The 16,571-nt window shown below is 55.6% G+C and carries 17 protein-coding genes; 10 read left to right on the top strand and 7 right to left on the bottom strand.

Going from position 1 to position 16,571, the window contains the following annotated elements; genetic code table 11:
- The first annotated feature begins 9 nt into the window (after positions 1–9).
- The 3 genes from ACR0BT_RS08440 to ACR0BT_RS08430 are packed head-to-tail and all read left to right on the top strand — an operon-like array spanning position 10 to position 3,860.
- Positions 10–1,530, top strand: coding sequence for a trimethylamine methyltransferase family protein (locus tag ACR0BT_RS08440; protein WP_170393827.1), 1,521 nt, complete (start codon positions 10–12; stop codon positions 1,528–1,530).
- 60 nt (positions 1,531–1,590) lie between these two features.
- Complete coding sequence (locus tag ACR0BT_RS08435) at positions 1,591–2,604, top strand: Ldh family oxidoreductase (RefSeq protein ID WP_480762932.1); 1,014 nt, start codon at positions 1,591–1,593, stop codon at positions 2,602–2,604.
- An 11-nt stretch (positions 2,605–2,615) separates the two neighbouring features.
- A complete protein-coding gene (locus ACR0BT_RS08430; protein ID WP_480762931.1) occupies positions 2,616–3,860 on the top strand; it encodes an NAD(P)/FAD-dependent oxidoreductase in 1,245 nt (414 codons plus the stop codon).
- Here the strand turns inward: ACR0BT_RS08430 and ACR0BT_RS08425 are convergent.
- Genes ACR0BT_RS08425 through ACR0BT_RS08415 form a run of 3 tightly spaced genes read right to left on the bottom strand, consistent with a single transcriptional unit; the run spans position 3,835 to position 6,413 of the window.
- A complete protein-coding gene (locus tag ACR0BT_RS08425; protein ID WP_480762930.1) occupies positions 3,835–5,223 on the bottom strand; it encodes an MATE family efflux transporter in 1,389 nt (462 codons plus the stop codon). The two genes, ACR0BT_RS08430 and ACR0BT_RS08425, sit on opposite strands and share 26 nt — an antisense overlap.
- Positions 5,224–5,235: 12 nt before the next feature.
- The gene (locus ACR0BT_RS08420; protein WP_170393837.1) at positions 5,236–5,823 is read right to left on the bottom strand and encodes a helix-turn-helix transcriptional regulator; all 588 of its coding nucleotides are present in this window, start codon (positions 5,821–5,823) and stop codon (positions 5,236–5,238) included.
- A gap of 11 nt (positions 5,824–5,834) precedes the next feature.
- Positions 5,835–6,413, bottom strand: a complete 579-nt coding sequence (locus tag ACR0BT_RS08415; protein ID WP_480762929.1) for a carboxymuconolactone decarboxylase family protein — start codon at positions 6,411–6,413, stop codon at positions 5,835–5,837.
- A gap of 269 nt (positions 6,414–6,682) precedes the next feature.
- On the opposite strand from ACR0BT_RS08415, the gene ACR0BT_RS08410 reads away from it, so the two are divergent.
- Genes ACR0BT_RS08410 through ACR0BT_RS08395 form a run of 4 tightly spaced genes read left to right on the top strand, consistent with a single transcriptional unit; the run spans position 6,683 to position 10,078 of the window.
- Complete coding sequence (locus ACR0BT_RS08410) at positions 6,683–7,429, top strand: amino acid ABC transporter ATP-binding protein (protein WP_304621969.1); 747 nt, start codon at positions 6,683–6,685, stop codon at positions 7,427–7,429.
- A gap of 1 nt (position 7,430) precedes the next feature.
- Entirely contained in the window at positions 7,431–8,273 is an 843-nt protein-coding gene (locus tag ACR0BT_RS08405) for an amino acid ABC transporter permease (protein WP_170393841.1), read from the top strand.
- Positions 8,274–8,309: 36 nt separating this feature from the next.
- Positions 8,310–9,143 (top strand): transporter substrate-binding domain-containing protein, encoded by an 834-nt coding sequence (locus ACR0BT_RS08400; RefSeq protein WP_170393843.1) that lies wholly within the window; start codon positions 8,310–8,312, stop codon positions 9,141–9,143.
- Positions 9,144–9,196: 53 nt separating this feature from the next.
- Positions 9,197–10,078, top strand: a complete 882-nt coding sequence (locus ACR0BT_RS08395; RefSeq protein WP_170646825.1) for an amino acid ABC transporter permease — start codon at positions 9,197–9,199, stop codon at positions 10,076–10,078.
- Positions 10,079–10,085: 7 nt separating this feature from the next.
- Here the strand turns inward: ACR0BT_RS08395 and ACR0BT_RS08390 are convergent, their stop codons facing one another.
- The 3 genes from ACR0BT_RS08390 to ACR0BT_RS08380 form a co-directional block, all read right to left on the bottom strand.
- Positions 10,086–10,403: a non-heme iron oxygenase ferredoxin subunit gene (locus ACR0BT_RS08390; protein ID WP_170407016.1), complete on the bottom strand. Its 318-nt coding sequence runs from the start codon at positions 10,401–10,403 to the stop codon at positions 10,086–10,088.
- Between the two features lie 3 nt (positions 10,404–10,406).
- Complete coding sequence (locus ACR0BT_RS08385; RefSeq protein WP_480762928.1) at positions 10,407–11,351, bottom strand: fatty acid desaturase family protein; 945 nt, start codon at positions 11,349–11,351, stop codon at positions 10,407–10,409.
- Positions 11,352–11,505: 154 nt separating this feature from the next.
- Entirely contained in the window at positions 11,506–12,615 is a 1,110-nt protein-coding gene (locus ACR0BT_RS08380) for a hypothetical protein (protein WP_480762927.1), read from the bottom strand.
- Positions 12,616–12,686: 71 nt separating this feature from the next.
- Between ACR0BT_RS08380 and ACR0BT_RS08375 the strand changes: the two genes are divergently transcribed.
- Both ACR0BT_RS08375 and ACR0BT_RS08370 read left to right on the top strand, forming a co-directional pair.
- Complete coding sequence (locus tag ACR0BT_RS08375; RefSeq protein ID WP_170407021.1) at positions 12,687–13,616, top strand: LysR substrate-binding domain-containing protein; 930 nt, start codon at positions 12,687–12,689, stop codon at positions 13,614–13,616.
- Between the two features lie 96 nt (positions 13,617–13,712).
- Positions 13,713–14,762 carry an aromatic ring-hydroxylating dioxygenase subunit alpha gene (locus ACR0BT_RS08370; protein WP_170422580.1) on the top strand — a complete coding sequence of 350 codons (1,050 nt, stop codon included), beginning with the start codon at positions 13,713–13,715 and terminating at the stop codon, positions 14,760–14,762.
- 34 nt (positions 14,763–14,796) lie between these two features.
- On the opposite strand, the gene ACR0BT_RS08365 is transcribed toward ACR0BT_RS08370, so the two are convergent.
- On the bottom strand, positions 14,797–15,039 hold the full coding sequence (locus ACR0BT_RS08365) for a phytanoyl-CoA dioxygenase family protein (RefSeq protein ID WP_480763039.1): 243 nt from the start codon (positions 15,037–15,039) through the stop codon (positions 14,797–14,799).
- A gap of 267 nt (positions 15,040–15,306) precedes the next feature.
- On the opposite strand from ACR0BT_RS08365, the gene ACR0BT_RS08360 reads away from it, so the two are divergent.
- Positions 15,307–16,557 carry an FAD-dependent oxidoreductase gene (locus ACR0BT_RS08360; protein ID WP_480762926.1) on the top strand — a complete coding sequence of 417 codons (1,251 nt, stop codon included), beginning with the start codon at positions 15,307–15,309 and terminating at the stop codon, positions 16,555–16,557.
- Positions 16,558–16,571 lie beyond the last annotated feature (14 nt).

Here is a 16,571-nt window from a genome sequence, read left to right as displayed (position 1 = left end):
GGATTTGAGATGGCAGAAGTCAAAGCACGCTCGGGCCGTGGCGGTGGACGTGCCGCGCGGGTCAAGGCTCGTACCAACCCGCCCCCTGTCTACTTGTCGACGCTGAACCGCAAAGTTGGCCCGATTGATCTGCTTGGTCCCGAAGGCGTTGAGAAAATCCACAATGCGGCCATGACTATACTTGAAACCACAGGGATTGAGTTCCGCGATCCGGTGGCATTAGCGGATTGGAAGAAGTACGGTGCGGATGTGCAGGGTGAGCGGGTGCGCATCGGACGCGAGATGCTGATGGACCTGATCTCGGCCGTTCCCTCGGAATGGGGCTATGCCGCGCGCAACCCGGAACGCTCGCTGCGGGTGGGCAATCGGCATTCGGTCTTTGCCAATGCGTATGGCGCGCCATTTGTCTATGGTCTGGATGGTGTGCGCCGCCCTTCGATGCTGGAGGATGCGCATAACTTCTTCAAACTCAGTCAGATGAGTCAGTCGATGATGGTGCCGGGTATTTTGCCGGTCGAGCCGCAGGACGTACCCGTCCCGCAACGCCACCTGGAGCTGGTTCATGCCGCACTGACGCTGACCGACAAACCTATCAAGGGTTCAGTTCTATCCGAACAGGCAGCGTTGGACTCGGTAGAGATGACTCGCATCGTGTTTGGTGAGGAGTTTGTTGACAACAATGTGGTGATGGCAGCCCTGCTGAACTGCAACACACCGTTGGTCTGGGATGAGACCATGTTGCAGAGCCTACGCGTCTATGCCGCCGCCAACCAGCCCTGCCTGCTGTCGCCCTTTGTTCTTGCCGGGGCGAGCACACCTGCAAGCCCGCAGGGTGGTGTCGCGCTGCTGATTGCAGAATCTCTGGCCGGTATGGCCTACAGCCAGATCATCCGGCGCGGAGCCCCGATGGTGCTGGGGGTAGCAATCATGGGCGTTTCGATGAAGACAGGTGCACCGATGATGGGTTCGCCCGAACCAGGGCTGATGAACCTTCTGGTGGGTCAGATGGCTCGGTTTTATGGTGTGCCATGGCGGACCTGTACCATGTGGACCGGATCGAAATCCCCGGATATGCAGGCTGCGTTCGACACCGCAAACACCATGTGGCCGGTGCTGCTGGGTGGCGCAAACTACATCGTACACTCAGCAGGCTTCCTTGAAGGCGCGCTTGGGGTCAGCTACTCAAAATGGGTGCAGGACGCGTTGCAGTTGGAAAACTTCCACCGTTTCTTCAGCGGCCTGCAAGAGGAAAATCTGGACACGTTGCTGGGCGACATTGACAAAATCGGACCGGGTGGGCACTTCCTTGGTACTGACCACACGCGCGAAAACCCAATGCATATGAACCACTTGCAAAACAATGACAGTTTTGAACAGTGGGAAGCAGAAGGTGCTAAAACCGCAGAAACCGTTGGCACGGAAGAGGCGCAGCGTATGCTGAACACCTACGTCCAGCCACCAATGCCGGACGATCAGCGCGGGGCGTTGGATGAATTCGTCGCTAAGAAGCGGGTGGAATACAGCGCCTAAACAGATCTGCAAGCGGGCACTTATGTGCCCGTTTCCTCAACCAACGACAGGATTAGGCACATGGCCGATAACTCGACGATCGCTCTCTCACTCGACGATGTAGAGGAATTGGCAAAATCTGTCCTTGTGGCTGCAGGCATGGATGAACATGGCAGCACGGTTCTGGCCGGGCTTGTGCGGATGAGCGAGCGCGACGGCCCGCGTAGCCATGGGTTAAGGATGTTACCTGTTTATGCGCAGAGCTTTTCTTCGGGATATGCCAACCCCGAGGCCGACCCGAGTGTCGAACGGATCGCACCGGGGGTTCTGCGCGGAGATGGTGACAATGGCTATTACCAGATCGTGGCCGCCAAAGCTCGAGACGAGCTTATTGAAATGGCGCGCGCGAATGGTATTGCCGCGTTTACTTGTGCCAATTGCCACCATCTGGGGGCACTACGTTTCGATACAGGTCCGCTGGCGGACGCTGGGCTGGTAGCGCTAGGTGTTGTGAACTCGCTCTCGATGGTGGTGCCGCAAGGCGGCACCCGCCCTGTTTTTGGCACCAATCCGATGTCCTTTGCTTGCCCGCGACCGGGTCGTGCGCCGGTTGTATGGGATCAGGCCTCGTCAATGGTTGCGCTGATGGACATCCGGATGGCCGCGGCTGAAGGGCACGAATTGCCGCGCCCTGCGGGGCTTGACCCGAACGGTCAGCCAACCAGCGATCCCAACGCGATTTTGGAGACCCGCAGTCTGTTGCCGTTTGGCGAGCACAAAGGCGCGGCGATCGCCTTCCTGATCGAAGTTCTTGGCGCGGCACTGGCCGGTGGAACATTGTCCGTGGACAATGCCAACCGCGAAGCGCACGGTGCCTTGAATATCAAGGGCGGCTCAACGTTGATCGCGATTGATCCGGCGCGTTTCGGGAATGCCGCATTTGAAGGCTATGTCCAACGCATCTGCGCTGAGATTGAAGGTAACGGGGATGCCCGCGTTCCCGGAGATGGCCGCTTGAAGAACCGTGCTGCCGCCGAAGCGGATGGTGTTCGCGTCACGGCGGACTTGATGAAGCAACTTCGCGAACTTCTGTAGGGGTCCCAGTAATGGCACGGGTGGTTGTAATTGGCGGCGGCATCGTCGGAATATCCTGTGCGCTGACATTGCAGTCGCAGGGCCACGAGGTCACCGTCGTAGAACCGGGTCCGGTTGGTGAGGGCGCGAGTTGGGCTTCCTGCGGGTGTATCGCAGTGGGTGAGATCGTGCCGTTGTCGCAGCCGGGGATGCTGATGAAAGTGCCGGGCTGGTTGCTGGATGCCGAGGCCCCGTTGACACTGCGCCCGGCTTCAGCAGTGAAGCTGCTGCCGTGGTTTGCACGGTTTACCGCCAATGCGCGTCGCTCGAAAATGCGTGCAATCGCCTCCGATCTGGCAAGACTTACGTTTGCTGCAACAGCGGATTTCAAGGCTCAGCTTTTAGATGTAGGCCATCCTGAGGTTTTGGTCGAACGGCCGGTAATCAAGTTGTTTGACGACGACAATGACCTTGCGACCATGCGCCCAGCTTTTGAGTTGGCGCGTGAGTTGGGCTGCACGATTGATCAAGTTACAGGTCAGGAAGCGCATGAAATCGATCCTGCAATAGCATCTGATTTCAAACATGCAGCTTTGCTTAGAGACTGGAGTTTTGTGACGGACCCTAAGGTATTGGTTGAAACGCTGACGCAGAGTTTTAGCAGCCGCGGCGGGGCTGTCGTGGCAGGAAGAGCAATCGGTTTTACGCAGGACGGACAACATGTGAAAAGCGTGAAGCTGAGCGATGGGCGATCGATCAGCGCAGATGATTTCGTCATCGCTGCGGGAACGCCGTCTAGAATCTTGGCCAAGACGCTGGGCGTTCAACTGAGGATGGAAGGGGTGATCGGATATTCGACTGCGTTGAAAGATAGCGGGGTCGAGCTCCGCCATACAGTGTTTTATGCCAAAGGCGGGTTTGGCATTACACCGTATCAGCAGGCGCTGGCAGTGGCCGGTACCGCAGAATTTGCCGACCTGAACGCGCAGCCGAATTGGAACCGAGCCGATGTGCTGGTCAGGCGTGCATGCCGCGTATTACCGGGTTTGAAGACCGATAGTGCGGAACGCCGGATGGGTCGCCGCCCGTTTACACCGGACACACGTCCGATCATTGGCCGCAGCAGGCGACTGGCTAACGTCGCCTTTGCGACGGGTCACGGACAGCTTGGCCTGACACTAGGCGCGACGACGGCGCGGATAATCGCAGATGTAATTGCTGGCAGATCACCGGACATCGATATAGAAGCCTTCAGCCCAGATCGGTTCTCGTCCTGAGCCAAAGCCCGCCCAGCTCTTTTTGAGCCACATGGGACGTCATCAGCAATGCGATCATCCAGCCAGTCACCACGGCACCTGCGGTGCCGAACCAGACACCAATTTCGTTAAAACCGAGCAGGCCGACGAAAATCCAGACAAAAAAGGCGACGCCAAATCCTTGACGATATAGGCTGATCCACACGGTCCAGATCGGTCGCTTCAAGGCTTGCAATAGCGAGTTGATGGAAAAAAGCATCATGTAGACCGGGAGGATCAGACTATCGACACGTAGATAGCTAAGTCCGACGCGGATCACTTCGGGATCGTCGGTGAAAAAGCCCATCATAAGGCGGCCAAAAATCCACAATATGGGGGCTGCGATGGCGGTCATGATGAACCCGACTTTCCAGCAATAAAACAGTGCCTCGCGTACCCTTTCATAGTCGCGGGCACCGAAATTCTGGGACGCGATGGGTAGCAGTGCCCCCGTGACCCCCAGCACCGGCAAAAGCAAAATCTGCTCAAGCCGAATGGCAATGCCAAAGCCAGCGATTGCGTGCTCTCCAAAGATTTTCAGGGCGAACTGCATGACGAAACCTGACAGCAGCATCACGAAGAAAGATGTCGCTGTGGGAAGTACCTGAACCGAGATCTCCTTGAACTTCTGTAGGCGCGGAATGAAGTTTCGGGGGCGCATGCGCCTCATCCTGCGGCGTCTGAGGACCTGACGGATCAGAAACACCATCACACCGGTCTGGCTGATCACCGTCGATACAGCGAGGCCATCAAATCCGATGCCCGGGATCATACCCGGAATGCCGTAGATCAAGAGGGGGTTCAGACCGATATTGGCAAAAAACGCCACCATGAGGGCGCGTTGCATCGATACCGCGTCACCATGTGCCTGAAGAATGCCATTGCAACCGAAGGCCAGTAGAAATCCGGGCAAGGCCAATAGGAGCCAGTGGAAATAACGTAAACCTGCATCGCGATAAGGTCCCGGTTCCGAAACCAGATTTATCAGCGCAGGGCCGTACCAGAGACCCGCCGCCGCCAGGACACAGGCTGCAATGAAACCATAGATCATTCCCTGTGCTGCAAAACGCCGCGCTGCGCGAGTGTCTCCAGCGCCTAACGCGTTGCCGACCAGCGCGCTCATCGCGGCACCCAACCCGACCCCGACCGAAATGGCAATGAAAAAAGCCTGAAACCCTAATGCCAATCCAGCCTGTGCGCTGGTCGAGAGAAGGCCGGCGAAGAACATGTCGACAACGTTGTAGAGAGTGTTGAACAACATCCCGATTGCGCCCGGGATCGCCAGGGTTCGGAAATGGGTCGAGATTGGCCCGCGCGTCAGATCAATTTCAGTTGGGATGGCCATATCAACTGGCCACTACGGACGTTCGGCCTGAACGGTCAGGAATACGAACTCTGGCGTTAGGACTTCTTCGAAGCCGTGATTCAGCTCTGCATCGACGCTGATGCTGTCTCCTGCTGAAAGAGTAAATCGGGCCTCGCCATACCGATAGATGGCCTGCCCTTCGAGAACCTGAACAAACACGACGCCATGGCCGACATAAGTGGGTGGCTGCCCCTCGTCGCGCAACAACGTGACACGACGGGCCTGAAAGCGCAGGTCCTTCCGGGAATGCAGCGCAAGGTTGACGTATTCGTGCGAATGACCACCCGCCAGCCGCGTAGACTTTAGTCCTTCGCCATGGCGAACCAGCGTATAGTCGGTGTGGTCTGTTCGCGCTTCGCGAAACAGCGATACGATTGGCACTTCCAACGCCTCGGCAAGTGCAGCCAGCGTATCGATTGACGGAGAGACCAACCCGTTTTCGATACGGCTGACCATAGCAGCTGAGATACCAGACTGTTCTGCCAACCGACGGGCGGATTGCTTGCGGCTTTGGCGCAGCTCCCTGAGCGAGGCACCAATAGCGCGATCAATCTGTCTTCCCGGCGTGTCATCGTGCATGATTCAATCCGTCAATCCTCGGCGTAGTAGCCCACCACGTCCCCTTCCGTTGTGACACCCAGACCATTCAGCAATCGGTTGGCATAATTGAAATATCCGACGATCTGGTTGATCTCGAGAATCTCTCCGTCTTCCCAGCCGGCATCTTTCAATGCGCGAACTTCGGATTCCTCCATTGCACCCGGCGACAGGGTCAGCTTTTGCGCATAGATCAGCGCGGCCAACTGCGCACCTTCAAATGCGTCCTGCGGACGATGGGCCTTTAACGCGGCCTCGATTGCGTCGGCGCGTGGGTCGTCACCGATCAGATGTCGGGCGTTTGCCCAATGGTTGGCATAAGAATAGGGGCAGGTGTTCAACGTCGATACGTAAGAGCTGATGACTTCCTGAAACCACATGGGTATGGAATTGGCTTCATCGTGCAGGCACGCGCGATACAGAATGACGTGACCTTTCATGGTGTTGGGACGCAGTGAATGCACGCGCATCACGTTGTCCACGGTCCCGTGTGGTGTGCGCGCCAGATCCAGAGTCGCTCTCAGGTGCTCGTCGGCATCTTCGTCAGATATCATCCGAATCCAGGCGGACATTCACGTTTCCTCTCGTGTTTTCTGTTTCTATTTTCGCGGCGTGTGCCGTTCGGCTGAGTTTTTTATTGACGAATATTGCACATTAAGCAACCATATTGAACAGCGCGCAACGAATTTGAGGATTCTGAAGCTTTGCCAGATCTCTCCACTCTGCCTGAATCGCCGCGAATGACTTCGTGCGCATGCGTGCATGACCTCATGTTGCGATCGCACTACCACAGCGTCATAGATCAGCGGCGCCAGCTGATCCGCATCTTGACAGGTTCGGTATGACACAGCTCTCCCCCATGATCGAAGTGACCAATCTGGATAAGTTCTATGGGACTTTCCATGCGCTCAAGAACATCGATCTGACCGTTCATCAAGGTGAGAAGGTGGTAATCTGCGGCCCGTCCGGATCGGGAAAGTCCACCCTGATCCGCTGTTTCAACGGGTTAGAGTGGCATAATTCCGGGCGTCTCGTGATCGATGGGATCGAAGTCTATGAAGGTGCCAAGGAAATCCGTGAACTGCGACAGGAAGTCGGCATGGTCTTCCAGCAGTTCAACTTGTTTCCGCACCTGACTGTGCTTGAAAACCTGATGATCGGACCGATGAAGGTGCGCAAGCTATCCAAGGCGCAGGCCGAGGAAACCGCGCGCAATTATCTCGACCGCGTTCATATTCCTGAGCAGGCCGATAAGTACCCGGCGCAATTGTCGGGGGGGCAGCAACAGCGCGTCGCTATCGCGCGGTCCTTGTGCATGGAAACACGGATCATGCTATTTGATGAACCAACATCCGCGCTTGATCCCGAAATGATCAACGAGGTGCTGGATGTGATGGTTGAACTGGCCGATACGGGCATGACCATGGTGGTTGTCACGCATGAGATGGGGTTTGCGCGCAAGGTCGCCGACACGATGGTCTTTATGGAGGCGGGGCAGATCGTTGAAATCTCGCCGCCCGATCAGTTCTTCACCAACCCGTCAAGCGAGCGCTGCCGTCTATTCCTGAACCAGATATTGGAACACTAACGTGACCGATCTGGGCATATCACAGGGACGCGGGCAAGCGCTGCCGAAGCCGCCACTATACAAGCGGTTCTTTGGCTCGGTGTTAGTGTCCGTCGTGATCTATGCGGTTATTGTCGGGTTGATCGCCTACGGGTCATATGTTGGCGCGCAGGGTATGGGCTATAATTGGCAGTGGTATCGCGTGCCCCAATTCCTGTACCGCAACACCGAGATTGGGTTCGAGTGGGGCGAAATCCCCATCGGACTGGTTGCCACGATCAAGCTGTCAGTTACCTCGTTTCTGCTGGCCACAGCTATCGGGTTGCTAGTGGCGTTACTGCGCTTGTCCGGCTTGGTAGTTGGCACTGCTGTCGCGGTTGCCTACCTTGAACTGATCCGCAATATCCCTCTGCTGGTTCTGCTTTACCTGTTCTATTATGTCCTGGGTCCTATCTTTGGATTTGATCGATATACCGCCAGCATCCTGACTTTGGCGGTGTTTCATTCAGCCTTGATTTCAGAAATCCTACGGGCGGGGATCAACGCCATCCCATCTGGTCAGTGGGAGGCGGCCAAGTCTATCGGTATGACCCCCTATCAGACCTACAGATATATAATTCTGCCGCAATCTGTTCGCTTTATGCTACCGCCCATGACGGGCGAGGTCGTCCACTTGATCAAATCCTCGGCTATTGTCAGCGTCATTGCCGTGGCCGAACTCACCACCTTCGGGCGCAACATTATATCCGACACGTATATGAGTTTTGAAATCTGGTTCACTATCGCGCTGGTCTATCTGGTGGTGACCCTGATCCTGTCGATTGGCGTTAGCTATCTGGAGAAGAAATATGCCGTCGACCAATAACCACAAGAACTTAACCGGACAACAAGGAGAACCAAGATGAAGCTATCTCGCAGAATGCTCGGGGCGGCCCTGGGCGCGGTCGTGGCAACAGGCATGGCGACCTCAGGCTGGGCGCAAAGTGCGACTCAGGAACTGTCCCGCGAAAGTGTGATTGAAACGATCAAACAGGATGGAGTGATCCGGATTGGTCTGTCGCTGTTCGTGCCGTGGTCGATGCGCGACAAGAATGGTGATCTGATCGGGTTCGAACTGGATGTCGGTCGCAAGCTGGCCGAGGATATGGGTGTAGAGGTCGAGTTTGTACCGACCGCCTGGGATGGCATCATCCCGGCGCTCGTATCCGGCAATTTCGACGTGATCATCTCGGGCATGTCGGTGACTGCGCAGCGAAACTTGACGATCAACTTCACCGATCCTTACGCGTATTCGGGCCTGGCTATTATGGCTAACAAACAGTTGACCGATGGTATGTCTTTGGAAGATTTCAATAAACCTGAGGTCACCTTTGCCGCTCGTCGCGGGGCGACACCAGCTACGGTGATCGCGGAAAACTTCCCCAACGCGACGCTGCTGTTGTTTGATGAAGACGGTGCATCAACGCAAGAAGTGCTAAACGGAAACGCGCATGCTTCGATGGCGGCTCAACCTACGCCGAACCGCGAGGCCGGTCGCCATCCGGAAACTCTGACCGTTCCGTTCGATAACCTGTATGATCCGCGTGGCGAAGCGTTCGGAGTACGCAAGGGCGATCCGGATGCCATGAACTTTTTCAACAATTGGATCGCTCAGAACTGGCGGTCGGGTTGGTTGGAAGAGCGTCACAACTATTGGTTCGCAACTGAAGAGTGGGCAGACCAGGTTGCCCAATAACCAATTAGCCGGGGGCGGATCAGCCGCCCTCGGGCCTGAAGCGGAGCGCCCAGGTGCCTGAATTTCTTAGAAAACTCAGATGGCCGGATTATCTGATCGTGGCGGTATTGATCGCCTTCTTCGGATATATCTGGCTGTCGATCGAAGGCACGCTGAACTATAAGTGGCGGTGGGAATTGATCCCCAGCTACATCGTCGGCTGGCATACTGGGCGAGAAGAGTATTTTGCCAATCTATTGCTGCAAGGCTTGGTGGCGACGGTTCGTATCAGCATTTATTCCGGCATTTTGGCGCTCATTCTGGGTACGATTCTGGGGATCGCGCGCTGTTCTGCGAACCTGACCATACGCATGCTGGCACGCACTTATCTTGAATTTCTGCGTAATGTGCCACCGGTTGTTGTTGTCTTTATTTTCTTTTTCTTCCTTTCGCAGCAACTGATCGACGCACTAAACCTTGAACGCTGGGCGCGTGGAATTGCGCGGCAGGAAGACAACCAGATCTGGACATTTTTCTTTGGTGAGATGCGGCGCTTTCCGTCGCTTGTCTCAGGTGTCATCGTTCTGGCGCTGTTTGAAAGCGCATTTGTCGGCGAAATTGTCCGAGCAGGTATCCAGTCGATCCCGAAAGGTCAGCGCGAAGCTGCACGCTCGATCGGTATGAGCCGCATACAGGAATTGCGCTATGTCGTTCTCCCGCAGGCGATGAAAAAGGTTGTGCCACCGTTAGCGAACCAGTTCATCTCATTGATCAAGGACAGCTCAATCCTGTCGCTGATCTCGGTTCAGGAACTGACCTACAAGACCGTCGAGTTGGTCGCTTCGTCCCGGATGATTTTTGAGGCATGGATCACAACGGCTGCATTCTATTTTGTCGTCTGCTTCGGCCTCAGCCGCATCTTTGCGCGGCTAGAGAAACGATCTGACAAGCGCTAGGTTCAGGTCACATTCGGACCTGAACCATTCCATCCTGAATCCGTGTCTCAAAGACCCGCATTGCTCGGGTCGCAGGCGCTGAAACGGGCTTGCCATCACGCACATCGAACGCGCCCTGGTGCAATGGGCATTCGATAACATGCCCATCAAAATAGCCGTCACACAGATCAGCCCCACCATGGTTGCACAATGCCAGCGAGGCATAGACACCGCTGGGTGTATCATAAACTGCAATCAATCTCGGCCCGATCTGAACCCGCGTGACCCAGTTTTCTTCCAGCTTCGATGCCTCGATCACATCGCGCCAAGATTTGTCTGCCACCATCTCTCAGGCCTCGGCTTTGCGTTGCATGATCTGCCGCAGAATGTCGCGATGCGCAGCCAGATATCCACCTTTCTCGACGAAGATATGATCCTTTAACTTCTCATGCAGACGGGGCAGAGCGTGAAAGGGAACTGAGGCGACATAGTGATGTTCGGCATGATAGTTCATATTCCAGCATAAAAATGACATCGGCTTTGACACCAGATTGGTGCGTGTATTCTCTGACATCTGAGCCACGGTTGGCCGCCCAACATGTTCGGTCATGCGCACAAATCGCATCACGGGCTCGCCCAGAAACAATGGTATGATCCAGTACCAGATCAGGCCCCACCACCCGGTGATCGCCATAGCAACAAAGACAACCGCGTAGATGGCAAGCATACGACGCGCGTCCCAATAGACCGATTGGTGTTCTTCCTTGGGAATAAAGCGCAGTTCTGCCGCACTGAGTTTGCCAAATGCATGGCGAAACAGCTCGGTAAACTTGGCGCGCCAGTAGGGCAAGGCGGACAGATACAGAAGATACTCGCCAAGCGTTTTGGGTAGCGGGATCAGTTCGGGGTCTTCGCCAGTCAGTTGGGTATAGGTATGGTGATCGCAATGCTCATACCGAAAGAACCGATGCGGCAGGATAATGATCAGCCCGCAAATCTGGCCAACCAGATCATTCAGCCAACGGGTGCGAAACACAGTATAGTGCACACATTCATGTTGCAGTGAGAAATGGTGCACCAGAACGGTGCCTTGCAGGAACATCGCGGGCCAGATCAGCCAGCTGTTCCAGGCTAGAGTGATCAGCGTTGTCGTGCAGGCCAGAACCAGAAACCAAAGCGCCAAATGGCGCAATCCGGGCCCGTTCGAGCGTTGCATGAATCCTTTAAGCTCTTCGCGTGTCAGTTTTCCTTCGGCCAGAGCCTGAGTCAGCGGCGTGACGATAGCTTTTGACATGTGATTTCCATGATTTTGCCGGAGCGGGGGTCTTGCCCTCTGCGCATATTCCGGCACCGGAGACGGGAGTGCTCCGCACCATAGGGCCAACTCGAACAGACCCTATTATCTAAGAGTATTTCCACAGCTCGTGATTCGATCAAGCCGCTATTGATCAGCCAACTGCACGCAGACCGATATCCGGATCGGGATGGGCGAACAGGGCGGCCGCGCAAGGGTGCCGATCTAGGATTGATTGGCCGCAAGGCAACCGTTCGGCATGGAATGTACCGTGGTTCCAATAAGTTACGCCATCGATTTCGATGGAAGGATCAATAACGTTCCAGCTGATTTCACCGGGGGCGTACGCCCCGCAGGTGTGGAAATGCAGGATGCGTGGATTTCCGAAAGCGGAGCCGCCCCAGCGTTCATAGTTTTCGCGCATATCCCAGGGGTAGCCGCAGCCCGGATGGATACCTGCATGCCAAGAGTGCACGAAATTGCGATCAATTCCCAACTGGTTGGCTACCCGGTCATAATGCGCCTCGGCCCGTGCGGCGTTGGCGGGATCGCCGTCAAAACGCTGCAGCCGTCCATTCTCCATCATCGCAAAGACAGGGCGGTCGAATTCGATGGTGTAGTCATCGTAATACTTCGACCCCGTTCCCGTCAGAAAACTGATCGCGACACGGCCCGAGAAACTGTGGGCAGGAACCGGGGTAAAGACTGACATCGGAAAACGCAGGATCGAGGTGTCGCCCGAGGGTTGCAGGTTCATCACTGGCCGACCGCTTACGTCAGTGCCCAAAGGGCAAGTGATCCGCACCTCGCTGGCCGCGTCCAAGACCGCGTTGATATCGGCCTTAAGCTCCATGAACGCATCGTGGTGGCCGTTGGAGAAACCAGATCCCAGCATTTCTTTGGTTAAAGCGAAGCTAACGATGACTTTCTTACCCTGCGGCATGTCCGAGAACCGCAACTGATCCCCAAGACGGGCCAGAAATAGAATGATGTCTGCCGCTTCGAACCGGGCAAGCAGATCGGGCGATAATTGCGGATTGTCCGGATTGAAGCCCACATCAATCGTGTCGACCCCCAGCCCAAGTTGACAGGCCGCCTGACTGACAACATTCACGCTGTCGGCGTCGAAATATCCAAACTCTGCAGGTTCATAGGCAATCAGCAGCCTTTCACCCGCCGCCGCGCGGGCGCAATTGACCAGCAGATTGTAAGCGCCCCGCTCTGGCGTCATGTCGGACATCGACATCTCCTGATTACTTGACATTATCAACTTACGGCCTAAGGCCGCCGGCAATCCATTTGAAAGTGATAATGGCTGACATTAGGATGACTAATATGATCTTGAATCTGCCATACTCCGCGCTGCGAGCCTTTGAGGCAGTTGTACGCCATTCCGGCTTTTCACCCGCCGCCGAGGAACTGGGGGTCAGCCAAAGTGCCGTCAGCCAGCACGTCAGATCGCTCGAAGAATGGCTTGGGCGGGATTTGCTGGTGCGCGGTGCGCGGCAATCGCGACCTACCCGCGAAGGTGAGCAATTGGCGCAGGCAATCTCGGATGGGTTGGGGCGCATTTCAGATGTGTGTGCGCAACTTCGCGATCGAACGCGTGCGGACCGGACCATCGTGATTTCATGTTTGCCGGGGTTTGCATTCAACTGGCTGTTTCCAAGGCTCCTGCACTTTGATTTGGCCCACCCGGACCTGTCTATTTCGATCGCGACGGATACGGGATACTATCCGTTTTCCGGCGCAGATTCCGATATCGGCATTCGATATGGTCTTGGTGAATATCCCGGGTTTGAAGTGGATTTGCTTATGCGGGAAAGGCTGTTTCCCGTTTGCGCGCCCGCGCTGTTGCCTGAACTGAAGCGCATTGAAGATTTGTCACAGCACACACTGCTGGTAGATGAAAATCTGCACCATGGTACGTCCAGCCCAACATGGGAGTTCTGGGCGCGGCAAACCAATCTGACATTGCCGTCTGGAGTGCGCACGCGCCGATTGGGCCAATCAAACATGGTCATACAGGCAGCGATTGAGGGGCTGGGGGTGGCGCTTGGGCGCGAACCGCTGGTTATTGATGCGTTGTGCGATGGCCGTCTGGTGCGACCGTTTCAGCAACTGACCCAATCGCCACTTTCCTATTGGCTCGTCCGGCGCCCTGATAGCAAAGACAGCCAAAAAGTCAGCGAGTTCCTGAACTGGATCAAGGCCGAAGTTGCTTCGCAGCCCGATCTGCCCCCGTCGGTAATGCTGCCGAATTAGCTTGCCTTATATGTATCATTACAAATCCAGAATGGTGTATTGCACTGACGCTGCCATAATGGCGCTAAGCCAACTGATCAAATTGGAGAGCAAACCATGTACCTCAGAAATTGCTGGTATGTTGCCGCCTGGAGCAAGGATATCGGGCGTGAACTGAAGGCTGAGACATATCTGGGTGAGAACATTGTGCTCTATCGTCAGCAGGATGGGACGCCCGTTGCGCTTGAGAATGCCTGCCCGCATCGCAAGCTCCCGCTATCCGATGGCAATCTGAAAGGGGATCTGGTCGAATGCGGCTACCACGGGCTGACATTCGATTGTTCGGGCAAATGTACGGACAGCCCAACGCAGCGGGGGATGACGCCTCGGCGCGCGGTGGTGAAGTCTTATCCAGTTGTCGACCGCTATCGCCTGCTCTGGATCTGGATGGGCGATCCTGAACTGGCTGATCCGGACCTGATTTTCCCAATCGAAAACTTTGATGACACGAGCTGGGGCCTGACCGATGGCGGGGTGATGGATATCGATTGCCATTATCTTTGGGTTTGCGACAACCTGCTTGATCCCAGCCATGTGGCCTGGGTACATGTCTCGTCATTCGCCGGCGCGGGAACGGATGAAGAGCCTCTGGACGTCAAAAAGACAGATCGCGGCGTGATTGTCTCGCGCTGGATCGAAAACAAACCACCATCGCCTTACTATGCCAAACTGGTCTCGTTCGACGGCGATTGCGACCGCTTGCAGCATTACGAAATGTGCATGCCTGCAATCGGGTTGAATAAGTCCATCTATACCCCGGTTGGCACGGGTGGATATGACAAAGATCCTGTCGATGAGACATTCATCAACATCTCTTACAACTTCATGACGCCAATCAACGAGGATCAGACCAGGTATTTCTGGTTCCAGCATCGCAACTCTGATCCGGACAATGCCGAGGTTTCGAAATTCATGAATGATGGTGCGCGGATGGCGTTTCTTGAAGACAAAGATGTGCTGGAAAAAGTGCACAAGGGCATGAAAAACGCTCAGACACCGCATATTGATCTAGGTTTGGATGCCGGGGCAAAAACATACCGACGCGTGCTCGACCGAGCCATCGAGGCCGAGGCCGCTGTGCCAGAGGGTGCAATTCGGCAAGCCTGAAACCTGAACATGGGCCAGTTCCCGGCCCCTTATCTTAGGTGTTGCTATAGATGACAGGGAAGCGCCCACCGGCAAAGGGAGCACCCGGTTTCAGGTCGTCATCATGCAGCCATTCAGTAACGCTATCGCGCGGTTCATAGGTGGCACCTTCAACGGCAAAACGTACCGCACATCCACGCCTGCGACGGGTCGAGGTGCGGTTGCCCATCGCCGAATGCACAGTCATTCCATCGAAGGCCAGGGCATCGCCGGGTTCCATTTGTTCATGGTGGAATATGTCATATTTGGTGCGATCCGCTTCGAAATCAGGCGTAAAGCGACAAGGTCTGCTTGGAGCTAGAGAACGGGTGGGCTACGGCAGTTTAAGATGAAGCATGGCTGACGGGAACGGGCCGACCATTTGCCAGCAAGATTCCAATGAAACTGTTCAATTCAGAAGGACACGTCCCATAGTACCCGAGATCATTGTTTACCCAAGAATTTTTGCTTAACGGTAAATATATTTATTGATGATAGATTATTTTTAGTAAATATTATGATTGCTATGCAAAAATATTCGGCATTCTCACTCGCGCGAAACGCACTTTCGGGCCACAAAAACTGGGCTCGGGCTTGGCGAAGCCCTCCGCTCAAAGATCAATACGAAGTCGTGGTGATCGGGGCAGGGGGTCACGGGCTGGCCACGGCTTATTATCTGGCCAAAGAGTTTGGCATAACCGACGTCGCCGTACTGGAACGGGGCTGGTTGGGTGGCGGAAACATAGCGCGCAATACGGTTACGATTCGGTCAAATTACATGCGTGACGAATCGATCCCGTTCTACGTCAAATCCGTCGAGATGTACGAACGGCTGACGCATGAGTTGAACTTCAACATGATGCATTCCAATCGCACCATGGTGGATGTGGTGCAGACCTGGCCCAAACTGCGAGAGTTGCGGCGTCGGCAATTGGTCATGGACATCTATGGCTCGACATATGAACAGATCACGACAGACGAATTGCGCAAACGCATACCTGCTCTGACAGGCGGTGGGCCAGATGCGCGACTGCCGATCATCTGCGGCATGGTCCACACAGATGCGGGTGTAAACCGGCATGATGCGGTGGCCTGGGGCTACGCCCGCGCGGCGGATGCGATGGGGGTCGAGATGCACCAGCAGACCGCCGTGCAAGCATTGATCCGTGGCGCTGATGGGCGCATCGAAGGTGTCGAGACCAATCGCGGCACCGTGCGGGCGAAAAAGGTTGTGGTGGCCGTATCGGGCCATACCACGACATTGACCGAGACAGCGGGGCTCAAGCTGCCATTGCGCACGATGAACCTGACGGCCTTTGTGTCCGAACCAGTGAAGCCCTTGGTGGATGTCATTGTAAATTGCCCGGACAGTGGGTTCTATTTCAGCCAGTCTGACAAGGGCGAGATGGTGATCGGCGGCGCTCCTGATATGGGGCAAAGCTTTCGTCGCGACATCAAGCAACATGTGTTCGAAGACACTGTGACCGCGATGCTGTCGCTTTTCCCGAGCTTCAAGAAACTCAAACTAATGCGCCAATGGGGTGGGCATCTTGATATTGCCCATGATGCCTCGCCCATCATGGATCAGACTGAGGTACCGGGGCTGTTCGTGACCGCTGGCTGGTGGGGCGGATACAAAGCCATTCCTGCGGGCGGACTGACGCTTGCGCATCTGGTCGCCAAAGGCGAGCCGCATCCGCTGATGGCCTCGTTCACTTTGGACCGCTTCCGCCATCTAGAGTTTGTGATGGAAGCCGGCACCACAACGGCGAGATAGGAAGGGACAGGATC

The organism is Ruegeria sp. CJ6, assembly GCF_056536665.1.
This window is presented reverse-complemented; position numbering and strand designations above follow the sequence as displayed.